The organism is Serratia sp. PAMC26656, assembly GCF_016469055.2.
GTDB lineage: Bacteria > Pseudomonadota > Gammaproteobacteria > Enterobacterales > Enterobacteriaceae > Serratia > Serratia plymuthica.
In genome coordinates this window covers 3,284,402-3,306,156 of record NZ_CP150486.1, presented here as the reverse complement: position 1 = coordinate 3,306,156, position 21,755 = coordinate 3,284,402, and the positions used below count along the sequence as shown (strand labels likewise).

Annotated in this window: 16 protein-coding genes; all 16 read left to right on the top strand. The window is 57.5% G+C overall.

From position 1 onward, the window contains the following. The first annotated feature begins 56 nt into the window (after nucleotides 1–56). Nucleotides 57–1,106, top strand: a complete 1,050-nt coding sequence (wecA, locus tag JEM67_RS16715; RefSeq protein ID WP_199634871.1) for a UDP-N-acetylglucosamine--undecaprenyl-phosphate N-acetylglucosaminephosphotransferase — start codon at nucleotides 57–59, stop codon at nucleotides 1,104–1,106. 46 nt (nucleotides 1,107–1,152) lie between these two features. Beyond that, nucleotides 1,153–2,286, top strand: a complete 1,134-nt coding sequence (locus tag JEM67_RS16710) for a polysaccharide export protein (RefSeq protein ID WP_199634872.1) — start codon at nucleotides 1,153–1,155, stop codon at nucleotides 2,284–2,286. Between the two features lie 28 nt (nucleotides 2,287–2,314). Next, nucleotides 2,315–4,492: a polysaccharide biosynthesis tyrosine autokinase gene (locus JEM67_RS16705; RefSeq protein WP_199634873.1), complete on the top strand. Its 2,178-nt coding sequence runs from the start codon at nucleotides 2,315–2,317 to the stop codon at nucleotides 4,490–4,492. Between the two features lie 6 nt (nucleotides 4,493–4,498). Next, the gene (locus JEM67_RS16700) at nucleotides 4,499–5,788 is read left to right on the top strand and encodes a flippase (RefSeq protein ID WP_199634874.1); all 1,290 of its coding nucleotides are present in this window, start codon (nucleotides 4,499–4,501) and stop codon (nucleotides 5,786–5,788) included. Continuing rightward, entirely contained in the window at nucleotides 5,778–6,626 is an 849-nt protein-coding gene (locus JEM67_RS16695) for an ATP-grasp fold amidoligase family protein (RefSeq protein ID WP_199634875.1), read from the top strand. Before JEM67_RS16700 ends, JEM67_RS16695 begins: the two co-directional genes overlap by 11 nt. Before the next feature lie 141 nt (nucleotides 6,627–6,767). Then, nucleotides 6,768–7,673 carry a glycosyltransferase family 2 protein gene (locus JEM67_RS16690; protein ID WP_199634876.1) on the top strand — a complete coding sequence of 302 codons (906 nt, stop codon included), beginning with the start codon at nucleotides 6,768–6,770 and terminating at the stop codon, nucleotides 7,671–7,673. A gap of 1 nt (nucleotide 7,674) precedes the next feature. Then, nucleotides 7,675–8,733, top strand: coding sequence for a glycosyltransferase family 4 protein (locus tag JEM67_RS16685; protein WP_199634877.1), 1,059 nt, complete (start codon nucleotides 7,675–7,677; stop codon nucleotides 8,731–8,733). A 1-nt stretch (nucleotide 8,734) separates the two neighbouring features. Beyond that, nucleotides 8,735–9,478 (top strand): glycosyltransferase family 2 protein, encoded by a 744-nt coding sequence (locus tag JEM67_RS16680; RefSeq protein WP_199634878.1) that lies wholly within the window; start codon nucleotides 8,735–8,737, stop codon nucleotides 9,476–9,478. After that, nucleotides 9,475–11,361 (top strand): carbohydrate-binding protein CenC, encoded by a 1,887-nt coding sequence (locus JEM67_RS16675; protein ID WP_199634879.1) that lies wholly within the window; start codon nucleotides 9,475–9,477, stop codon nucleotides 11,359–11,361. Before JEM67_RS16680 ends, JEM67_RS16675 begins: the two co-directional genes overlap by 4 nt. 6 nt (nucleotides 11,362–11,367) lie before the next feature. Continuing rightward, nucleotides 11,368–12,354, top strand: coding sequence for a glycosyltransferase family 2 protein (locus JEM67_RS16670; RefSeq protein ID WP_199634880.1), 987 nt, complete (start codon nucleotides 11,368–11,370; stop codon nucleotides 12,352–12,354). A gap of 101 nt (nucleotides 12,355–12,455) precedes the next feature. Further along, nucleotides 12,456–13,358 (top strand): glycosyltransferase family 2 protein, encoded by a 903-nt coding sequence (locus tag JEM67_RS16665; RefSeq protein ID WP_199634881.1) that lies wholly within the window; start codon nucleotides 12,456–12,458, stop codon nucleotides 13,356–13,358. A 50-nt stretch (nucleotides 13,359–13,408) separates the two neighbouring features. Next, nucleotides 13,409–14,662, top strand: coding sequence for an EpsG family protein (locus tag JEM67_RS16660; RefSeq protein WP_199634882.1), 1,254 nt, complete (start codon nucleotides 13,409–13,411; stop codon nucleotides 14,660–14,662). A gap of 292 nt (nucleotides 14,663–14,954) precedes the next feature. Continuing rightward, nucleotides 14,955–18,722 (top strand): nitrate reductase subunit alpha, encoded by a 3,768-nt coding sequence (locus JEM67_RS16655; protein WP_199634883.1) that lies wholly within the window; start codon nucleotides 14,955–14,957, stop codon nucleotides 18,720–18,722. Beyond that, complete coding sequence (gene narH, locus JEM67_RS16650) at nucleotides 18,719–20,263, top strand: nitrate reductase subunit beta (protein WP_199634884.1); 1,545 nt, start codon at nucleotides 18,719–18,721, stop codon at nucleotides 20,261–20,263. The genes JEM67_RS16655 and narH overlap by 4 nt, the downstream gene beginning before the upstream one ends. Then, on the top strand, nucleotides 20,260–20,982 hold the full coding sequence (narJ, locus tag JEM67_RS16645) for a nitrate reductase molybdenum cofactor assembly chaperone (protein WP_199634885.1): 723 nt from the start codon (nucleotides 20,260–20,262) through the stop codon (nucleotides 20,980–20,982). Before narH ends, narJ begins: the two co-directional genes overlap by 4 nt. Nucleotides 20,983–20,984: 2 nt before the next feature. Next, nucleotides 20,985–21,662 (top strand): respiratory nitrate reductase subunit gamma, encoded by a 678-nt coding sequence (gene narI, locus JEM67_RS16640; protein ID WP_199634886.1) that lies wholly within the window; start codon nucleotides 20,985–20,987, stop codon nucleotides 21,660–21,662. Nucleotides 21,663–21,755: the final 93 nt, after the last annotated feature.

Sequence of the window (21,755 nt, the reverse complement as noted above, 5' to 3'; positions counted from 1 at the left end):
AGCGCATTGGGAGCTGTAACTCAAGGGCGGTAGCGTGCTTATTCGCTGGAGGAATAATGTTATATCAACTTAGCATGATATTTATTTTGGCGCTGACGCTGGTGGTTATTGCACGCCGTGCTGCGCTGGCGGTGGGATTAGTGGATAAACCCAATGCCCGCAAGCGTCATCAGGGGCATATACCTCTGGTTGGTGGAATAGCCATTTATCTCACCATTATGCTGGTGACGTTTTGGCAACCGGAATGGTTGCCGCACAGCAATATCTATCTGTTCTGCGTCACGGCGTTAGTGGTGCTGGGTGTGCTTGATGACCGTTTTGATCTGCCGGTGGCGCCGCGCGTCATTGTGCAGGGAGGGATCGCGCTGGCGATGATGCTGGTGGCAGGGATGCAACTTACTTCCTTCGGCTATCTGTGGGGTCATCAGGAGCTGATGCTGGGTTACATAGCCTTGCTGATCACGCCGCTGGCGGTATGGGGGGCGATTAACGCCTATAACATGGTTGACGGCATCGACGGCCAGCTTGGCGCGCTGTCTTGCGTCACTTTTATCGCACTGGCGATTCTGTTTGGTCTGGCGGGGCAGGAAGAACTGGCGATGTGGTGCCTGAGCCTGATCGCGGCCTTGGCGGCGTATCTGTTGTTTAACCTCAGTATGTTCGGTCCGCGCAACAAAATTTTCATGGGCGATGCCGGCAGCATGGTGATTGGTTTCAGCGTGCTGTGGTTGCTGATCGTCGCCACCCAGGGGCAGGACGCTGTCATACGGCCAGTGACCGCCCTGTGGTTGATCGCTATCCCATTGATGGACATGGTGACGGTCATGGTACGCCGACTGCTGCGCCGTCAGAGCCCGTTCAAGGCCGGTCGCGATCATCTGCATCACATCCTGATGCGGCGTGGTCTCAATGCGCGCCAGGCGCTGGGGATGAGCTGCATGTTGGCGGTGACGCTGGCCTGCGTCGGTATCTGCAGCGAGGTCCTGCAACTGCCGGACTACCAGATGCTGGTGGCCTTTGTACTTTGCTTCTTCGGTTATTTTGTCATGTTGCATGAACCGCGCCAGGCACCGATTTTTACCGATAACCCTACCGCCAATCGTTAATCCTCCCACGGGCCGCAACGGCGGCCCGTTTTTTCACGGTACTGTCATGAACCTTCACTTACCTCATTTGATGCCGCTGGTGTTGTCCACCGCGTTGCTCAGCGGTTGCACGACGTTTCCAGGTTCACACCTGCCTACTCAAGGGAAAGCCAAAGTTATCCAGCAGGATGAAGACTTCGATTTGGATAAGCAGGTCCCGGTGTATCGCGTAACGCCGATGCTGCTGGAAAAAATGCGCCGCGTGGAGCCGGTGGCCCGGCCAAACCCGGCGCTGGACCAGCGCTTGCAGAGTTACCAATACCGTATCGGCGTCGGCGATGTGCTTAACGTCACCGTTTGGGACCATCCGGAACTGACAACGCCTGCCGGCCAATACCGCAGCGCCAGCGATACCGGCAACTGGGTGCATGCCGACGGGGCGATCTTCTACCCGTATATCGGCCGGGTGCAAGTGACGGGAAAAACCGTCACCGAAGTGCGCAATCAGATCGCCAACCGGCTGGCACGCTATGTGGAAAGCCCGCAGGTGGACGTCAGCATTGCCGCTTTCCGCTCGCAGAAAGTGTATGTGACCGGCGAAGTGAAAACGTCAGGACAGCAGGCGGTGACCAACGTGCCGCTGACCATTCTCGATGCGATTAACGCCGCCGGCGGCCTGACGGACAACGCCGACTGGCGCAACGTGGTGCTGACTCACCAGGGCAAGGAACAGCCAATCTCTTTGCAGGCGTTGATGCAGCGCGGTGATACCAGCCAGAACCAACTGCTGCAGCCGGGCGACATTCTGTATGTGCCGCGCAATGACGAGTTGAAAGTGTTTGTGATGGGTGAGGTCGGTAAACAGGCGACGCTGAAAATGGACCGCAGCGGCATGACGTTGACGGAGGCGTTGGGCAGTTCAGAAGGCATCAGCCAGACGGTGGCCGATGCCACCGGCGTGTTCGTGATCCGCCCGAACGGCGGCAAACAGCCGCAGCGGTTGGCGTCGCTGTACCAGTTCGACCTGTCTGATGCTGCTGCACTGGCGATGGGCACAGAATTTCAGCTGGAACCTTACGACGTGGTGTACGTCACCGCAGCGCCGATTGCGCGCTGGAACCGCTTGATAAGCCAGCTGGTACCGACGATTTCCAGCTTTAACGACCTCAGTGAGGCCACGTTGCGGGTGCGTAACTGGTAACCCCGCCACGCTGACTTAAGGAACACCGATGATGAAGAATAATGCAATGCCGATTGTGATGGCCGAGCAGGACGAGAAACTGGATTGGGAACGGCTGATTGGCCCGCTGTGGGACAACCGCTGGCGCATTTTGCTGGTGACCGGCGTCGCCGGTGTCCTGGGCTGTGCCTATGCCTTGATGGCGACGCCGATCTATCAGGCGACCGCGCTGGTGCAGGTGGAAAAACAGCTTTCGGGCGATTCGCTGCTGCGCGAAACGCTGGACAACTCGCTCGGGTCGGCTGGGCAGAATTCGGCGACGCAAGATGAAGTTTCGCTGGCGAAATCACGTTACGTGATTGGCAAAACCGTGGACGATCTCGGTTTGACGGTACGTATCAGCCCGGATTACTTTCCGCTGTTCGGTAAGGGGCTGGCCCGCCTGAGCGGCGAACCGCCACCGGTCTTGCTCATCTCAGGGATGACGGTACCGGCGGCGATACAGGGCCAGGAACTGACCCTGACCGTGCAGGATAAGCAACGTTATAGCCTGAGCCATGAAGGGAAGAACTTGTTCAGCGGCACCGTCGGACAACCGCTGAAGCAAGGCGCCTGGGCGATGAACGTCACTGCGCTGGAGGCATTGCCGGGCACCGAGTTTAGCGTGGTCAACGTGCCGCGCCAGCAGGCGGTGGACGATCTTCGCAACCTGCTTGACGTTGCTCCTGGCGGCAAGGAAAGCGGCATTATGACGTTCAACCTGGCCGGCGAGGATCCGCAGCGCGCCGAAGCGGTGCTCAAGAGCATCACCGATAACTACCTGCAACAGAATGTGGATCGTAAAACCGAGGAAGCGCAGCGCATGCTGGCTTTCCTGCACGAACAACTGCCGCGCACTCAGACGTCGCTCAACAATGCCGAGAATCAGCTCAACCAGTTCCGCCAGCAGAACGACTCGGTGGACCTGACGCTGGAAGCCAAATCGGTGCTGGATACTCAGGTTCAATTGGAGGCCCAGTTGAATGAGCTGACCTTCAAAGAAGCGGAAATCTCAAAACTTTATACCCGCGAGCATCCGGCCTATCGTGCACTGCTGGAAAAGCGCGCCACGCTGGAGGCGGAAAAGGCACGGCTCGGCAAACAGGTGCAGACGCTGCCGAAAACGCAGCAGGAAATTCTGCGTTTGACCCGCGATGTGCAGGTGGATCAGCAGGTATACATGCAACTGATGAACAAACAGCAGGAATTGAGCATCAGCAAAGCGGGCACCGTGGGCAATATCCGCATTATCGATGAGGCGGAAAGCGGTCTGCGGCCGCTAAAACCGCAAAAAGCGATGATCGTGCTCTTCGCGCTGTTGATGGGGGGCGTGCTGTCGGCGTCGGTTGTGGTATTGCGCGCGGCGCTCCAACGCGGCGTCAGTGACACCGAGGCGTTGGAAAAGCGCGGTATCAATGTGTATGCCACGGTTCCGCTGTCGCCGTGGCAGCAAAAACGTAACCGCACTCAACAGCAGCTACTGCTCAAAAACAGCGGGGACAAGCTGCCGATCCTGGCCAAGGAAGAGCCGGGGGATTTGTCCGTCGAAGCCATCCGCAGCCTGCGTACCAGTTTGCATTTCGCCATGATGGAGGCCAAAAACAACATCCTGATGGTCTCCGGCGCCAGCCCCGCCAGCGGGAAAAGTTTTACCAGCACCAATCTGGCGGTGGTAATCGCCGAGGCAGGCCAACGAGTACTGTTGATCGACGCAGACATGCGCAAAGGATTCCTGCACCGTTGGTTCAACAACAGCGCCAAGGGCGGTTTGTCGGACATGCTGTCCGGGTTGATTGCGCCAGATCAGTCGGTGAAGAAAACCGCTATCGCCAATCTGGATTTTGTGCCGCGGGGCCAGGTGCCGCCGAACCCGTCCGAACTGCTGATGCATCAGCGTTTTGCCGACTTCCTGCAGTGGGCGAGGCAGAACTACGATTTGGTGCTGATCGACACACCGCCGGTGCTGGCGGTGACCGACGCCGCCATCGTGGGTCACCATGTCGGCACCGCGCTGATGGTGGTGCGTTTTGAGATCGACACCGTCCGGCAGATCGAAACCAGCATTCGTCGTTTCGAGCAGAACGGCGTGGCGATTAAAGGAGTGATCCTGAACGGCATGGTGAAAAAAACCGCCACCGATGCCGGCTACTACGCCTTTGCTTACCCCAGCCATCAGGAAAAGGTGTAGTCGCGCATGAAAGCGATGCTGATGAACTCCCTGTGGCTGATGTTGGAACGGATATCGCTGAGCCTTTCGGGGATTTTCGTTTCGGTGTACGTAGCGCGTTATCTGGGGCCGGCGCAATACGGGCTGATTAACTATCTGCTGTCGGTGATCGCCATTGCCGTGCCGCTGGTACAACTGGGGGCGGATGCGGTGTTGTTTAACCGCGTCGCCAAGCGGCGGCGCAGCGGTATTCGGCTGATGATGGCTTCGATGCGTTTGCGGCGCCAGCTTTTTGCGCTGATCGCCGTGCCGCTGATGGCCTGGGCTGTGCTGACGCAGGATCGTACCAGCCAGATCATGATGTTGTTGATGCTTGCCAGTGCGTATTTCTCTATTCAGGACGTCTACAAGATTTATTACGACGCGCTGTTGAAATCGAAGCTGAACACGCTGATCAACAACCTGGCCCTGTTGCTGTCAATCATTCTGCGGCTGGCACTGGTGCATGCCAAATTGCCGTTGGAATGGTTTGCCGTGCCGTATGTTGTGAGCAGCCTGATCCCGTACGCCGCGCGTTGGGTACTGTTTCGCCGCGAGCAGGGCGGTATGCGGGCGATCAGCGGGCGTCACAAGCGGCGCTATGGTCGTTATCTGTTAAAGGTAGGTTTGCCGCTGGCGGTCTCCGGGCTGTCGATTGTTGTCTACACGCGTATCGATCAGATCATGATCGGCAACGTTCTGGGCGAGCACAGCGTCGGCTTGTACAGTGCGGCGATTACCCTGAGCCAGGGGTGGATATTCGTCCCTATTGCCTTGATCACCTCAATGATGCCGGGCGTGGCGAATGCTCGCACATTGGCCGTACAGGAAGGACGTATCCGGTTGCTGTATCTGGTGGTGCTGTCGCTCTCCATGCCGGTGATTTTGCTGCTGTCGTTGTTCCCAGGCCCGATCGTGGCGCTGATGTTTGGCGACAGCTACCGCGGAACGGCCACCATTTTGGCGCTGTGTTCGGTGACGTCGCTGTTCTCGGTGATGGGCACCGTGTCCTATCGGGCGATAGTGCTGTTTGGAGGGTATCGCTTTATAGCGATAAAAATGCCGCTGGCCGCGTTGGCCAACGTGCTGATGAATCTGGTGTTGATACCGCGTTACGGCATCGTAGGTGCGGCGGTTTCAACCCTGATAACGGAGTTTATTTCATTTTTTGTACTTAATGGCTTCTTCAGAAGAGGGCAAATTACGAGATTGCAGTTGACCTGCTACCGTTGTTTACCTCAGTTAATAGGGAAGGTGCGAGAAATCTATGCTAAATAATCTGGTGAAGGGTTTTTACCGTAATATACCCGACGCGTTATATCATCAGTTGAAATACGCTCTGTTTTTTCGGAAAATACCGCATTTGGATCAGCCGAAAAGATATAGCGAAAAATTAATGCGCAGGAAGGTCTATCCTTTGGCGATATATACTCAACTGTCCGACAAATATCGGGTGCGTGACTATATTGAAAAGCTGTGGGGGAAAGAGTACCTGATCGATCTTTATGCGCACGGCAATCAATTAACCGAGGAAATGTATCAAGCATTACCTGACGCCTTCGTGATCAAGGCAAACCACGGCAGCGGTTATAACAAATTGGTGTTCGATAAAAGCCAAACCAGCTTCAATGAGTTACGGGTGTTAACCAACAGCTGGCTGCGGCAGAGTTTTTATCAGGTTTACCGCGAACGCCATTATAAGGATATCCCGCCGTGCATCATGGTTGAAAGAATGCTGCTGGAAGAGGGAAAAACGCCGAATGATATCAAGATCCACTGCTTTAATCAGGGGGGAGATATTCGGTTTTTCATCCAGATAGATTACCAGCGTTTTATCGACCATCGGCGAGATTTTTTTGACGCCGACTGGAACCGCACCGAGATCCGCATGGGCGTGCCAAACAGTGAAGTGCCCATGGATAAACCCTGCAGGCTGGGGAAAATGCTACTCCTGGCACGGCAGGTGGCGGAGCAGTTTTCTTATGTGCGCGTGGATTTTTATCAGGTGCAAGAGCGTATCTATTTTGGCGAACTGACGTTTACCCCGGGGGCCGGGTTGCAAAGGCTGATGCCAGAAACCATTGAACAGGAGTGGGGCAGTTATTTTCAGGATTAATTAAATGACCGGTAGGCTGCGCGTATTTTAATCGCTGCAGGATGGGGGGGGATAACCGGGCAAGGATATGCTGGGATAACAAACTATTCCGCTGGCATTACCGCTGTTTTGCCAGATGATAATATATTGTTGAGGTAGTAAATGGACTTATCAATTGTCATGCCCGCTTTTAATAATTCAGCCAGTCTGGCCGCAACATTAGTCCGTATGACCAACGCCTGTTTCGGGTTCGATTATGAAATTATTGTGGTTGATGATGCATCAGATCCAGAAGAGCTGAAAAAAATGCGCAGTTTATTGGCCGCCAATCGTCGGGCACGCCTGCATGAAAATAAAGTGCGCAGTAACACGGCAGCATCCTGTAATACCGGCTTCAGACTGGCGCGTGCCGAGGTGGTTTTCTTTCTGGAACCGGAGGATTTCTTCAGCACCAATTATATTATTCGCCGACTGAAACGCCACCATGACACCCGTCTGGACATTGTTTTCGGCAATTACAGTACGGTGAATGACAAGAATATCCGCAGCTATAGATTTGATTACAAAGAGGGGGCGACGGGGGCGGATTTTTTATTTCTCGATATGGGCGATATTCGCACTTCCGCCATCAGCCTGCGTAAAAAAGATGACCGGCGTTTTTTGTTTCCCGAGTTCCTTTACAAATACCAGGACTGGGGGTTTTTGGTCAATGCCACCAATCTGGGCGCCAAGGTGGCCTTCGACGAGGGGCTCGGAGTGTTCATCCGTTGCGGCGATGCCGCGACGGATCGCAGCCGGATGAACATCGACGCCAGTGAACAGTTTATTGACGCTTACCTGAACGCCAGCGGCCGCTATATCAGCGGGTTTGCCAGCAAGCATCTGTTGGCTTCGCTGTACAGCGAGAATCTGCAGGCATTCAACTATTACTCATCGCGCACGGAGCACCACGCTCTGAGCAGCAAGTTCAAGGCGATCAAACTGTATGGCGACTGCCTGGCCAGACTGGGTCTGTTTCCGTTAGGGGGGCGCCTGTTGCGTACAGCCCGTGAGGGGTTTCGGAGATGACATGCAGCAACGGAAAGTAGCGATCGTGATTGAGAACATCGCCGAAAAAGGCGGTACCGAGCGGGTGGCCAGCAGCCTGGCCAATGCGCTGTCCGCGCGTTTGGGCCATCAGGTGGATCTGGTGTCGATCAGCGGCGATCGGGCGTTTTACCCGCTCGAACCCGAAGTGAAGTTGCGCTTCATGTCCGGCAGGTCACCGCTGTGGCCCTGGCGGCTGGCGCGGTTTCTGCGGCGCGGCCGCTATGACGTGATAGTCACCGTATCTATGGGCAAACTCTCGTCGATCATGGTGCCGTATCTGCGGTTGTTGTGCCCGCACAGCCGCCTGCTGCTGAGCGAACACGTCAGTTTCCATCAGTATGCCTGGCCGATGAAGTGGCTGAAGGTGTTGGTCTACCGGCTGGGCGACCGCACCGTGCTGCTGACCAAGAAAGATCTGGCCACCATCAGCCGCTGGGTGCCCGAGCATAAATGCCGGGTGATCGAGAACGTCTCACCGTTCCCGATACGACCGCCGCAACAGGCGCCCCAGCCGGTGGCGTTGGCGGTGGGGCGACTGTGTTACCAGAAAGGCTTTGACCGATTGATTGCGGCATGGCAGCGGGCGGCGCCACAAACGGCGGGCTGGCAGTTGCATATCGTCGGCGACGGCCCGGATCGCGCCGCATTGCAGCAGCAAATCGATGCAGCAGGCCTTGGCGAACAGGTGAAGTTGTTGCCGGCGACCCCGGATATCGCCAGTCACTACCGGCAGGCCGGAATGCTGTTGATGACGTCCCGTTATGAAGGGTTGCCTATGGTGCTGATTGAAGCGATGAGCTTTGGCCTGCCGCTGGTGGCGTTTGACTGCCAGACCGGCCCTGCCGAGCTGATTGACGATGGCGGCAACGGTTATCTGGTGCCGGAAGGCGATATCGGTGCCTTTAGCCAACGCACCCTGGCACTGATCGCTGACGGCGAGCTGCGTAAGCGCTTCTCCCTGCATTCGCTGGATCGGGCGCAACAGTACATTCCTGAACGTATATATCCCCAATGGCAACAGCTTATCGCTGGAGGTTAAGATGGAAAAGGTGTCAGTAATCATGCCGGCGTACAACGCCGCCGGTTTTATCAAAGAATCGATCCTGGGTGTGCTGAACCAGACTTATCAGGATTACCATTTGTATGTGATCGACGATGCTTCGACGGACAACACCGCAGACGTGGTTAAACCCTTCATTCACGATCGTCTGACCTACATTCGCAACAACACCAACCAGGGTGTGGCCGAAACCCGCAATATCGCCATTGAGGCGGCGCGCGGTGACTACATCGCTTTCTGCGACAGCGACGACGTCTGGCGCGAAAACAAACTGGCGCGCCAGGTCAGCGTCCTGAAGACAAACCGTTACGACGTGGTGTGTTCGCATTATTACACCTTCGAAAATGATCCGGCGCTGGTGAAAAACTACCGTGGCGCAGGCGAGATTATCGCCTACAAGGACATGCTGAAAAGCAACTGGATCGGCAACCTGACCGGCATGTACAACCAGCGCCGGGTGGGCAAGATCTACCAGAGGAAGGTAGGGCATGAGGATTATGTGATGTGGTTGTCGGTGTTGGAAAAGGCGCGCAACCGTCTGGCGTACTGTATTCCTGAACCGCTGGCTTTTTACCGTCTTTCCGCCCAGTCGCTGTCGGGCAACAAAATCAAGGCGGCGGACTGGCAGTGGCAAATCTATCGTCGCCATTTGGGGCTGTCCTACCAGAAGTCCTGCTACCTGTTCTTCTCCTACTTGTACAGCGCAGTGATGAAACGACAATGAATATCAGCAAGCTCTCTTTCGCCTGCCTGTTGGCGGGCGTCGGGCTGGCCGTGCAGGCCCATGCCGCGCCTTGCGGCGACAACCTGTTGGCTAACCCCGGCTTTGAGCAAGGTGGTGCGGGCTGGTCGCTGACTTCCGCAGAGGTGGTGTCCGGCGGCCATACCGGCCAGGCCAGCCTGTTTTATCAAAACCACAATCCGGCCAACTATCACAACATGTTGCAGACGCTATCGGTCAAAGCGGGCCAACAGCTGGCTTTCGGCGCCTGGGTGCGTGGCGAGAACCTGAAGGGCAAGGGCGACAACCAGGGCGCGACGGTGTTTGTCGAAAGCTACGACGATCAGGGGCACTTTCTGGCGGGCAGCTACCCGCAGGGCGTGCTGGGCACCAGCGGCTGGCAACCGGTCACCGGCGATTTCAGGGTACCGGCGCGGGCGGTAAAGGTGGTGCTGGGGGTTTATCTGCGCCGCGGTACGACCGGCAGCGCCTGGTTTGACGACGTTTACGCCTGTCGGCAGCCGGTTGCGCCGGCGCTGTACCAGATGCGCGCAGGCAACGGCGCGGCATCGAGCCTGATCGAGGTAGTGGATCCGCAGCAGGTGCAAGTGGACAGCACGCTGGTCGACGCAAAAAGTGCCGCCGTGAAAAGCGACAGCCGCCGTTACCGCATAGAAGGGAAACAGCAGGTAGAGTTCAGGCTGCCGGCCGGGCTGGCCGCCGGGGAATACCGCCTGCAGCAGCAGGTGACGGACGTGGCGACTCAGCGCAGCCAGCGCAGCGAGATGCCGATCAGCGTCGGCCGCCCGCAACCGAGAGTGGCGCTGGATGCGCAGGGCTATACCCTGAAACAGGGGAAGCGTTTCTTCCCGCTCGGCATTTACATGTACGGTGAGATGGCGACGGATGAGCATCTGGCGCGCATCCGCGATGCCGGTTTCAACACGCTGCTGAATTACAACTATGGCACCGTGGGCGATCCGAGCCGTTATTTCCGCAAAACGCAGCAGTATGGCTTGCAGGTGATTTTTTCGCTGAAAGACCTGTATCCCGGTACCCGGTTCGCGCCGCAAACCAAACTGAGTTACCCGCAACTGACGGCGAATTACGTCGAAAAGTTCAAACATGAACCGAACCTGCTGGCCTGGTACATCAACGATGAGCTGGGGCCGGAGTATGTGCCGCAGATTGAAGAAAAACACCTGCAGGTGAAACGGCTGGATCCGGATCACCTGACGTTCCAGGTGCTGGACAAGACCGGCACGCTCAACGCCTATTTCAACAGTTCGGACGTGCTGGCCAGCGATCCTTACCCGGTCGGTAGAGACGCCGATCTGACGCGAACCCTGGAATACACGCGTATCACCAGCCAGGTGGCGCGCCAGGTCAAGGGAGCCTGGCTGGTGATGCAGATCATGGATCACGCCGCTTACGCGCCAAAACGTAAACCGCGCCAGCCCACTGAGGCGGAGATGCGCAATCAGGCCTGGCTGGGCTTGATTGGCGGCGCGAAGGGCATCTTGTTTTATTCCTATACCGACTTGTTCTACAAGCGCCAACGCGGTGGCTTCAGCCAGCGGGAATTCGATGCTGTCTGGCGAAGTGTCGCCAGCGTAGCGCAGCAGATTGTCAGCTTTAACCCCTACCTGCTGTCTGGCGAAAGCCTCTTGCTGCAGGGCAACAATACCGCCATCCCGGCGCGGCTGTTTATCAACGGCGAGCGCGGCCTGGTGTTGATCGCCAACCCTTACTATCGGCCGATGTCGGCGCGTTTCGATCTGCCTGCGGGCTGGCGAGCGCAAGGGAAGACGCAGATCGACGCGCAGTTGTCATCGATGGGCAGCAGTGCGGTAGAGGTGCAACGTCAAACAGAAAAGAAAGGATAACCGATCATGAAAACCACCCTGAGCCTGATTATTCCGGTCTATAAGGTCGAGGCTTACATTGAGGCGTGCCTTTGCTCGGTACTGCAACAACTGCCTGATTGGGCGGAGGTGATCATTGTGGATGACGGCAGCCCGGACGATTCCATCGACATTGCCGAAGAGGTGTTGTGCCGTTACCCGCAACTGAAACCGCAGGTCAGCATCCTGCGGCAGCATAACCAAGGGCTGAGCGAGGCGCGCAACAGCGGCATTGCGCATGCCGAGGGGCGGCATATCGGTTTCCTGGATTCTGACGATGTGCTGCTGGAAGGGTATTTCAGCATTCTGGGCCGGCTGTTGGCGGATAACCCGCTGGCGGACATCGTGGCTTTCAATGCCCAGCGATTTTCCGTGATGAACAACGGCCAAATCCAGCCTGACTGCACCCTGGCCATTGTGCCCGGCAATGCTGCCCCGCAGGATCGCGACACGCATATGGCGCTGCTGGCGGACAGCTTCAATCGCAGCCTGTGGTTTGCCTGGGCGCGTATTTACCGCAAAACGTTATTCGACGAGATGCGTTTCCCGCCGGGACGCAATTTTGAGGATATTCAGCTAATCCCGCAGCTGTACCTGAAGGCGGAACGCATCGTGATGTGCGATACGCCGCTGGTGGGATACCGCGCCAACCCGAACGGCATTACGCGTGCGCCAAAGCGGCGCGATCTGGATGACCTGGATTATGCCATCGCCGGCGCCGACAGCGGACGGCTCCAGGGAACGGGGAATGGGCTGTATTCGATCCTTTATGTCACCACGCTGAAGGCACGTCTGCTGGTGGGGCTGGATTTTTTCGGGCTGCGCGACGCGTTGCGGGAAACCGGCGAACTGAAACGCCGCTATTCCGGTTTACGCGCAGAGGAGCGCAAACTGCTGAGCCGCAAGAACCGGCTGTTCTATCGCAGTCCATTGGCTTATTACCTGATGGCCCGGCTTTATAGCCTGCGCGGATAGCGGCGCTGTATTTACCCATTCCCGGATCGAGTAGGGCGCCGCATGCTGCGCCCATGTTAAACGGGGTGAATGTATTCGCCCCCTACAGGCAGAATAAGACAATGGACATCAAAGTCAGCGTTATCATACCCACCTATGGCCGCAGCGAGCTGCTGACGCGCGCCATTGACAGCGTGTTGGCGCAAACCCACCGCACGTTGGAAATCATCGTGGTGGACGACAATCCGCCAGGCGATGCGCACCGCCTGGCGACCCGCGAATGCCTGGCAGGCTATATTGATAAGGGGCAGATTATCTATTATCCGCGTCGGCACAACGGCGGCGGGGCGCTGGCGCGCAACAGCGGGATCCTGCGTTCAAGCGGGGAGTACATCACTTTTCTGGATGACGACGATTACTACCACCCGCAGAAGATTGCCCACCAACTGGCGTTCATGCGCCAGAGCGATTATGACGTCAACCTGTGCGATATGGATATTCTGAAGAACGGCCAGATTAACGCAGACCATTATTACCGCGCCCGTTGCGACGGCCTGGAGGACTTTATGTTGGCCGGCGTAGCCTATACGCCGATGATCATGATGCGGCGCAGCACGGCGATTGCGGTGCGCGGCTTTTTCAACACCCCGCGCTACCAGGACCATATTTTCCTGTATCGGCTGCTGGCGGCCGGGGCGCGCATCGGCACGCTGCATGAACGCCTGGCGGTACATAACGATCATGACGGCGAACGCATTACCTCCAGCCCGAAAGGCATTATCGGGTATCGCAACAAAATGCAGTTCGAAAGGCGGCTGATGCCGCAGATATCGCCCCGGGCGCGCAAGGTTATGCGCCTGCGCCATACCTGTATTGATTCACGCATCATTACCGACGGCAAGAGCCGGCTGGCGGGCGTAGTGTACGGTCTTAAGGGCATTGTCTACGTGAACAGCGGCCTGATGGCCGGGGTTTACATGAAAAATATCATCCGCAACGTGTTTTTCCGCGGCGTCCCCTTCTGAAGGGCCATGTGTGATGTGCGGTGAACGGCGAACCCATCCAGAGGAAGATTATGCGCTTTGAACGTTCTACGGTGATCGGCAGCGTGCTGTTGTTGACGGTACCGCTATTTGCTTTGATACAGAGTATCGCCACGCTGCGCCCAGGAAAGAAAAACTCGATGGCCTATCTGCTGATAGCGCTTTGCTTTTTTTTCTTTTTCATCAAGATCCCGCCGTTGGCGGATCTCTATCGCCACTTTGCCAATTACGCGGCCATCACCTCGGCCACTACGCTGGGTGACGTGATCCAGGGCAAGGTGGACATCGTTCTTTATGCCAACTTTTACATTTTTAAAACGCTGGGCATTCCCTTTTTCGTCATTCCGGGGCTTTACACCGCGCTGTCGGTCTACTGTTATCTCACCGCGCTGAATATTGTCATGTTGCACTCCGGCAAGACGTTTTCCTCGCGGCAGTTTGTCCTGCTGCACCTGGCGGTGTTGTTTCTGATCAACCCGTTTATCATCGCCATGGGGCTGCGCTTTGGTTTCTCTATGGCCGTGATGACACTCGCCATGACGCTGTTTTGCCATAAGAAAAATCAAACGCTTGCCATCTGCTTGATGCTTTTCGCCATGTTGACACACTTTTCCAGCATGCTGCTGGTCGGTGTTTTCCTGTGCAGCAGGCTGATGCGCCTGAACCGCCCGCTGACGGTATTGTTCAGCGCCATTGCGCTGGTGACCGCCAAGCTCGCACTGCCGTTTATCCTGTCGCATATTACGATTTCCGGCATCAATAGCTACTCGGACGTCTATACCTCGGGCATGTATGCCAGCGACTATCTAACCAGCGGTAACGCCAACGGGATGATTAACTTCCTGATTATCCTGTTCCCGGCGCTGTTCCTCGGCGGGTATATGCTGGGCAACCCGATGCGCAACCAGACCGGGGATATCAAAAACGCTGCGGCGTGGCTGGTGGTGTTTGTCTTCCTGTGTTCCAGCTCATTGCAGGCGGCGAGCCGCTATGCGAGCGTGGCGTCGGTGTTCCTGTTGTTTTACTACGTCGCCCATCAGGGGTCTTTCCTGCGCGGCAGGTTCAACTACTTCTTCCTGTGTTTCATGCTGATGGCCACCGGCTACAACCTCATCGAGAATATCTATGTTCCGCGCCGCCCCATCCTGCTGGGGGAAATGTGGCAGTCGTTCTACAAAACGCCATTACTGAACCTGTTCTACGGTGAAGAAGAGTACGAGCAGTATCTGCGCTTTATCAACCGCGACAGCGGCGAGTGGATAGGGCACGAAATGGATCTCGGTTAATACTGCCGGATGCGGGGGCTGCCCCGCATCCTACCCCCAAATACTCCAGCCCGACTTGTCGCTCCCCCCATCAAATGCAATCCCTCATTTTTTGCTTTTACTTTCAATAAACTAGCCTTCCTTCTCCTGATTATACTTTAGGGGTAGTCACGCTTGCGTCCCCGTTTATCTCCCTCCGTTCCCTTGATCGCAATCAATTTGCCGCCTTTGTCGCATCAGTAGGCTGGCGGCAGATTGAGCAACGTCATTCCTTATAACGATAAAGCATCAAAGCCCTTCAGGAGAACTCCGGATGAGCAAGTTTCTAGACCGTTTCCGCTATTTTAAGCAACTGGCGGAACCCTTCTCTGGCGATCATGGCCAGACGCTTAACACCAACCGCGACTGGGAAGACGGCTACCGCAGCCGCTGGCAGCACGACAAGATTGTGCGCTCGACCCACGGAGTGAACTGCACCGGCTCATGCAGCTGGAAGATTTACGTCAAAAACGGCCTGGTGACCTGGGAAACCCAGCAGACCGATTACCCGCGCACTCGCCCCGATCTGCCCAACCATGAACCGCGAGGTTGCCCACGCGGCGCCAGCTATTCCTGGTATCTGTACAGCGCCAACCGACTGAAATATCCGCTGATGCGTAAACGCCTGATCGCACTGTGGCGTGAGGCGAAGGCGCTGCACAGCGATCCGGTCGATGCCTGGGGCTCTATCGTCTCCGACCCCGAAAAGTCCAATAGCTATAAGGTCGCCCGCGGGCGCGGCGGCTTTGTGCGCTCCAGTTGGCAGGAGGTGAATGAACTGATCGCCGCCTCCAACGTGTATACCGCTAAAACCTTCGGCCCGGACCGCATCATCGGTTTCTCGCCGATCCCGGCGATGTCGATGGTGTCCTACGCCGCCGGCGCCCGTTATCTGTCGCTGATTGGCGGCACCTGTCTGAGCTTCTACGACTGGTATTGCGATCTACCACCGGCTTCACCGATGACCTGGGGCGAGCAGACCGACGTGCCGGAATCTGCCGACTGGTACAACTCCTCCTATATCATCGCCTGGGGCTCTAACGTGCCGCAGACTCGCACTCCGGATGCCCATTTCTTCACCGAAGTGCGCTACAAAGGCACCAAAACCGTTGCGGTGACGCCGGACTACGCCGAAGTGGCCAAGCTGTGCGACCAATGGTTGAACCCCAAGCAGGGGACCGACAGCGCTATGGCGCTGGCGATGGGCCACGTGATGTTGAAAGAATTCCACCTGGATCGCGAGGTCGGTTATTTTCGCGACTATGTGTGCCGCTACACCGATATGCCGATGCTGGTCGTACTGGAACCGCGTGAAGCCGGGTATTACGCCGCCGGCCGCCTGCTGCGCGCCGCCGATCTGGTGGACGGGTTGGGGCAGGAAAACAATCCGGAGTGGAAAACCGTTGCTATCGACCAGCGCAGCGGCGAACTGGTGGCGCCGCAAGGGTCAATCGGTTTCCGCTGGGGCGAGCAGGGCAAATGGAACCTGGAACAGCGTGAAGGCAAGGGCCAACAGGAAGTGGATCTGCAGCTCAGCCTGATGGACGCTCATGACGAGATAGCCGAGGTGGGCTTCCCGTATTTTGGCGGAATAAAAGCCGAGGGCGAGCACTTCAATAGCGTGGCACTGGACGAGATTCTGTTGCACAAGCTGCCGGTAAAACGTCTGCGTCTTGCGGACGGCAGCGAGGCGTTGGTCGCCAGCGTCTACGATTTGACCCTGGCCAACTACGGGTTGGAACGTGGTCTGGACGACGTCAACTGTGCCGCGAACTACGACGACATCAAAGCTTACACGCCGGCCTGGGCCGAGCAGATCACCGGCGTGTCGCGCCACAACATTATCCGCATCGCCCGCGAATTCGCCGACAACGCCGAGAAAACCCGTGGCCGCTCAATGATTATCGTCGGGGCCGGTGTCAATCACTGGTACCACATGGACATGACCTACCGCGGCCTGATCAACATGCTGATCTTCTGCGGTTGCGTTGGCCAAAGCGGCGGCGGCTGGGCGCACTATGTCGGCCAGGAAAAACTGCGGCCGCAAACCGGTTGGCTGCCGCTGGCGTTCGGTCTCGACTGGCAACGCCCGCCGCGCCACATGAACAGCACCTCATTCTTCTATAACCACTCAAGCCAATGGCGATATGAAACCGTCGGAACCGAAGAGCTGTTGTCGCCGCTGGCGGACAAGTCGCGCTTTGGCGGCAGCCTGATCGATCTCAACGTACGTGCCGAACGTATGGGTTGGCTGCCTTCTGCGCCACAGCTGGGCGTTAACCCGCTGCATCTGGCGGTACAGGCGAAAGCCGCTGGGCAGACGCCGGTAGATTTCACCGTCGACGCGCTAAAAACGGGGCGGCTTGGCTTCGCCGCCGAGCAACCGGACAACCCGCAGAACTTCCCGCGTAACCTGTTCGTCTGGCGCTCCAACCTGTTGGGCTCCTCCGGCAAGGGCCATGAGTACATGCTCAAATACCTGCTGGGCACCGAAAACGGTATTCAGGGCAAGGATCTGGGCCAACAGGGCGGTGCCAAACCGCAGGAAGTGGAATGGCGGGATAACGGCGGTGAAGGCAAGCTGGATCTGGTGGTGACGCTCGATTTCCGCATGTCCAGCACCTGCCTTTACTCTGACATCGTGCTGCCGACCGCTACCTGGTACGAAAAAGACGACATGAATACCTCGGATATGCATCCGTTCATTCACCCGCTGTCGGCGGCGGTCGATCCGGCCTGGGATTCCAAGAGCGACTGGGAGATCTATAAGGGCATCGCCAAAGCCTTCTCCGAGGTGTGCGTTGGGCATCTGGGCCAGGAAACCGACGTGGTGACGCTGCCAATCCAACACGACTCCCCGGCAGAGCTGGCGCAACCTTATGGCGTGAAAGACTGGAAGAAGGGCGAATGCGACCTGATTCCCGGGAAAACCGCGCCGCACATCATGGTGGTGGAGCGTGACTACCCGGCTACCTACGAGCGCTTTACCTCGCTGGGGCCGCTGCTGGACAAGCTGGGCAACGGCGGCAAGGGCATCACCTGGAATACCCAGACCGAAGTCGATTTCCTCAAAAAACTCAACTACGTGAAAACCGAAGGCCCGGCGGTGGGCCGGCCGAAGATTGAAAGCGCGATCGACGCCGCTGAGGTGATTTTGTCGCTGGCGCCGGAAACCAACGGGCAGGTAGCGGTCAAGGCGTGGGAAGCGCTGGGTAACATTACCGGCCGCGATCACCGCCATCTGGCGCTGAACAAGGAAGATGAAAAGATCCGCTTCCGCGATATCCAGGCCCAGCCGCGCAAAATCATTTCCAGTCCCACCTGGTCAGGGTTGGAAGATGAGCATGTGTCGTATAACGCCTGTTACACCAACGTGCATGAGTTGATCCCTTGGCGCACCCTCAGTGGTCGCCAGCAGTTGTATCAAGATCACGAATGGATGCGTGCCTTTGGCGAAAGCCTGCTGGTGTATCGCCCGCCGATCGACACCCGCGCCGCGCAGCCGCTGCTGAACCGGAAGCCGAACGGCAACAAAGAGAAGGCGCTGAATTTCCTGACGCCGCACCAGAAATGGGGCATTCACTCCACCTACAGCGACAACCTGCTGATGCTGACCCTGTCGCGCGGCGGGCCGATTGTCTGGATGAGTGAAGACGACGCCCAGGATCTGGGCATCAAGGACAACGACTGGATCGAGGCCTTTAACGCCAACGGCGCGCTGACCGCGCGGGCGGTGGTCAGCCAGCGCATTCCGGCGGGCATGACCATGATGTACCACGCGCAGGAGCGTATCGTGAATATTCCGGGTTCGGAAATTACCAGCCAGCGTGGCGGTATCCACAACTCGGTGACCCGCGTTTGCCCGAAACCGACCCACATGATCGGCGGTTATGCGCAGTTGGCCTACGGTTTCAACTATTACGGCACCGTCGGTTCCAACCGCGACGAGTTCGTGGTGGTACGCAAAATGAACCGGATCGACTGGTTAGACGGTGAAGGCAACGACGACTCGCAGGGCAGCCGGCAGGAGAAAGCAAAATGAAAATTCGTTCGCAAGTCGGCATGGTGCTGAACCTGGACAAATGCATCGGTTGCCACACCTGTTCGGTGACCTGCAAAAACGTCTGGACCAGCCGTGAGGGCATGGAATACGCCTGGTTCAACAACGTGGAAAGCAAACCGGGCGTCGGCTATCCGCACGCCTGGGAAGATCAGGACAAATGGAAGGGCGGCTGGATCCGTAAAATCAACGGCAAACTGGAACCGCGCATGGGCAGCCGCGTCGGGCTGCTGTCGAAGATTTTCGCCAACCCGGATGTGCCGGCTCTGGACGACTATTACGAGCCGTTCGACTACGACTACCAGAATCTGCATACCGCGCCGCAGGGCAAGCATCAGCCGATCGCCCGGCCACGCTCGCTGATCACCGGCCAGCGCATGAAGAAGATCGAAAACGGCCCGAACTGGGAGGAGATCCTCGGTGGTGAATTCGAAAAACGCTCGCAGGACAAAAACTTCGACAACATGCAGAAGGCGATGTACGGGCAGTTCGAAAACACCTTCATGATGTATCTTCCGCGCCTGTGCGAACACTGCCTCAACCCGGCCTGCGTCGCCACCTGCCCGAGCGGGGCGATCTACAAGCGGGGCGAAGACGGCATTGTGCTTATCGATCAGGATAAATGCCGCGGCTGGCGCATGTGCCTGACCGGTTGCCCGTACAAGAAAATCTATTTCAACTGGAAGAGCGGCAAGTCAGAGAAGTGCATTTTCTGTTATCCGCGCATTGAGTCCGGCCAGCCGACGGTCTGTTCGGAAACCTGCGTCGGCCGTATCCGCTATCTGGGCGTGCTGCTGTATGACGCCGACCGCATTGAACAGGCCGCCGCGGCCGAAAATGAGAAAGAGCTCTACCAGAGCCAGTTGGATATCTTCCTCGATCCGCATGACCCGGCGGTGATTGCTCAGGCGTTGAAGGATGGCATTCCGCAAGGCGTGATCGAATCTGCCCAACAGTCGCCGGTGTACAAAATGGCGATGGACTGGAAGCTGGCGCTGCCGCTGCACCCGGAATACCGCACGCTGCCGATGGTGTGGTACGTGCCGCCGTTGTCGCCGATTCAATCTGCCGCAGATGCCGGTGAGCTGGCGCACAGCGGCGTCCTGCCGGACGTGGAAAGCCTGCGTATCCCGGTGCAATATCTGGCGAATCTGCTGACCGCCGGCGATACGGCGCCGGTGCTGCTGGCGCTGAAACGCATGCTGGCGATGCGCCACTACAAACGCGCGGAAACCGTGGACGGCGTGGTGGACATCAGCGCGCTGGAGCAGGTGGGGCTGAGCGAAGCGCAGGCGCAGGAAATGTATCGCTATCTGGCGATCGCCAACTATGAGGACCGTTTCGTTGTCCCGTCCAGCCACCGCGAACTGGCGCGTGAAGCCTTCCCGGAAAGCAAAGGCTGCGGTTTCAGCTTTGGCGACGGTTGCCACGGCAGCGACGGTAAATTCAACCTGTTCAACAGCCGCCGCATCGACGCTATCGATGTGACGCAAAAAACCGGCCGTCAGGAGGATATCTCATGATTAGCCTGAAAGTGATTGCTCGCCTGCTGGATTACCCGGAACAGGCATTGTTTGACCACCAGAAGGCGCTGATCGAGGCGCTGGAGCCGGCAAACGAGTTGGATTTGCACCGCAGCGCGCAGCTGATTCTGTTTATTCGCCGTTTCTGCGCCCGTCCGTTGCTGGACGTACAGGCCGAATACTGCGAACTGTTTGATCGGGGCCGCGCGACCTCGCTGTTGCTGTTTGAACATGTGCACGGCGAATCGCGCGATCGCGGTCAGGCGATGGTCGATCTGATGGCGCAATACCGCACCGCCGGGCTGGAGATCGACAGCCGCGAGCTGCCGGATTTCCTGCCGTTGTATCTGGAGTATCTCGCCAGCCGCAGCCAGGCGCAGGCCGTTGAGGGGTTGCAGGACATCGCCCCGATTCTGGCGCTGCTCGGCGCCCGGTTGCAGCAGCGCGAAAGCCCGTATGCGGTGCTGTTTGAGCTGTTACTGACGCTGTCCGGCACCGGCGTCAACAGCGCCAGCCTGGAGAGCCAGGTGGCGGGTGAGGCCAGGGACGATACGCCGCAGGCGCTGGATGCGGTGTGGGAAGAGGAACAGATCAAGTTTCTGGGCGAGCAGGGCTGCGCTTCGGCACAGCAGACGGCGCACCAGCGGCGTTTTGCCGGTGCCGTGGCACCGCAGTATCTGGACCTGACAGAGGCGCTAACCGGAACCCAAGGACGCTAATCATGCAATTTTTGAATCTGTTTTTCTTCGATATTTACCCCTATCTGGCGGGGGCGATTTTTCTGATCGGCAGTTGGCTGCGTTACGATTACGGGCAATACAGCTGGCGCGCCGGTTCCAGTCAGATGCTGGATAAAAAAGGCGTGCGCCTGGCCTCCAACCTGTTTCACATCGGTATTCTGGGCATCTTCGCCGGGCACTTTCTCGGTATGCTGACGCCGCACTGGATGTATGAGTCCTTCCTGCCTATCGATGTGAAGCAGAAATTGGCGATGATCGCCGGTGGTGCCTGCGGCGTGATGACGCTGATCGGCGGCGCGCTGCTGCTGAAACGCCGTCTGACCAATCCGCGGGTGCGCGCTACCAGCAGCTTTGCCGATATTATGATCCTGACGTTGCTGGTGATGCAGGTGTGTCTTGGCCTGCTGACCATTCCGTTCTCCGCCCAGCATATGGACGGCAGCGAGATGATGAAGCTGGTGGCCTGGGCGCAGGCGGTGGTGACTTTCCATGCCGGAGCGTCACATTACCTGGCGGACGTAGCGCCGATCTTTAAACTGCATATGGTGCTGGGCATGACGCTGTTCGTGCTGTTCCCGTTCTGCCGCCTGGTGCATGTCTGGAGCGTGCCGGTGGAATACCTGACTCGCCGTTACCAACTGGTGCGCAACCGCCGCTAAGCATCGCAACACCAGAATCAATACGGCAAGATCCCTCACTTGTCATCAAACACAAATGCACCTTAATCGGTGCATTTCAGACTGCTGACAAAG

Bases quoted from the DNA above. Each gene is read 5' to 3' on its own strand.
- wecA (WP_199634871.1), top strand. From the start codon at position 57: ATGTTATATCAACTTAGCATGATATTTATTTTGGCGCTGACGCTGGTG.
- JEM67_RS16710 (WP_199634872.1), top strand. From the start codon at position 1,153: ATGAACCTTCACTTACCTCATTTGATGCCGCTGGTGTTGTCCACCGCG.
- JEM67_RS16705 (WP_199634873.1), top strand. From the start codon at position 2,315: ATGATGAAGAATAATGCAATGCCGATTGTGATGGCCGAGCAGGACGAG.
- JEM67_RS16700 (WP_199634874.1), top strand. From the start codon at position 4,499: ATGAAAGCGATGCTGATGAACTCCCTGTGGCTGATGTTGGAACGGATA.
- JEM67_RS16695 (WP_199634875.1), top strand. From the start codon at position 5,778: ATGCTAAATAATCTGGTGAAGGGTTTTTACCGTAATATACCCGACGCG.
- JEM67_RS16690 (WP_199634876.1), top strand. From the start codon at position 6,768: ATGGACTTATCAATTGTCATGCCCGCTTTTAATAATTCAGCCAGTCTG.
- JEM67_RS16685 (WP_199634877.1), top strand. From the start codon at position 7,675: ATGCAGCAACGGAAAGTAGCGATCGTGATTGAGAACATCGCCGAAAAA.
- JEM67_RS16680 (WP_199634878.1), top strand. From the start codon at position 8,735: ATGGAAAAGGTGTCAGTAATCATGCCGGCGTACAACGCCGCCGGTTTT.
- JEM67_RS16675 (WP_199634879.1), top strand. From the start codon at position 9,475: ATGAATATCAGCAAGCTCTCTTTCGCCTGCCTGTTGGCGGGCGTCGGG.
- JEM67_RS16670 (WP_199634880.1), top strand. From the start codon at position 11,368: ATGAAAACCACCCTGAGCCTGATTATTCCGGTCTATAAGGTCGAGGCT.
- JEM67_RS16665 (WP_199634881.1), top strand. From the start codon at position 12,456: ATGGACATCAAAGTCAGCGTTATCATACCCACCTATGGCCGCAGCGAG.
- JEM67_RS16660 (WP_199634882.1), top strand. From the start codon at position 13,409: ATGCGCTTTGAACGTTCTACGGTGATCGGCAGCGTGCTGTTGTTGACG.
- JEM67_RS16655 (WP_199634883.1), top strand. From the start codon at position 14,955: ATGAGCAAGTTTCTAGACCGTTTCCGCTATTTTAAGCAACTGGCGGAA.
- narH (WP_199634884.1), top strand. From the start codon at position 18,719: ATGAAAATTCGTTCGCAAGTCGGCATGGTGCTGAACCTGGACAAATGC.
- narJ (WP_199634885.1), top strand. From the start codon at position 20,260: ATGATTAGCCTGAAAGTGATTGCTCGCCTGCTGGATTACCCGGAACAG.
- narI (WP_199634886.1), top strand. From the start codon at position 20,985: ATGCAATTTTTGAATCTGTTTTTCTTCGATATTTACCCCTATCTGGCG.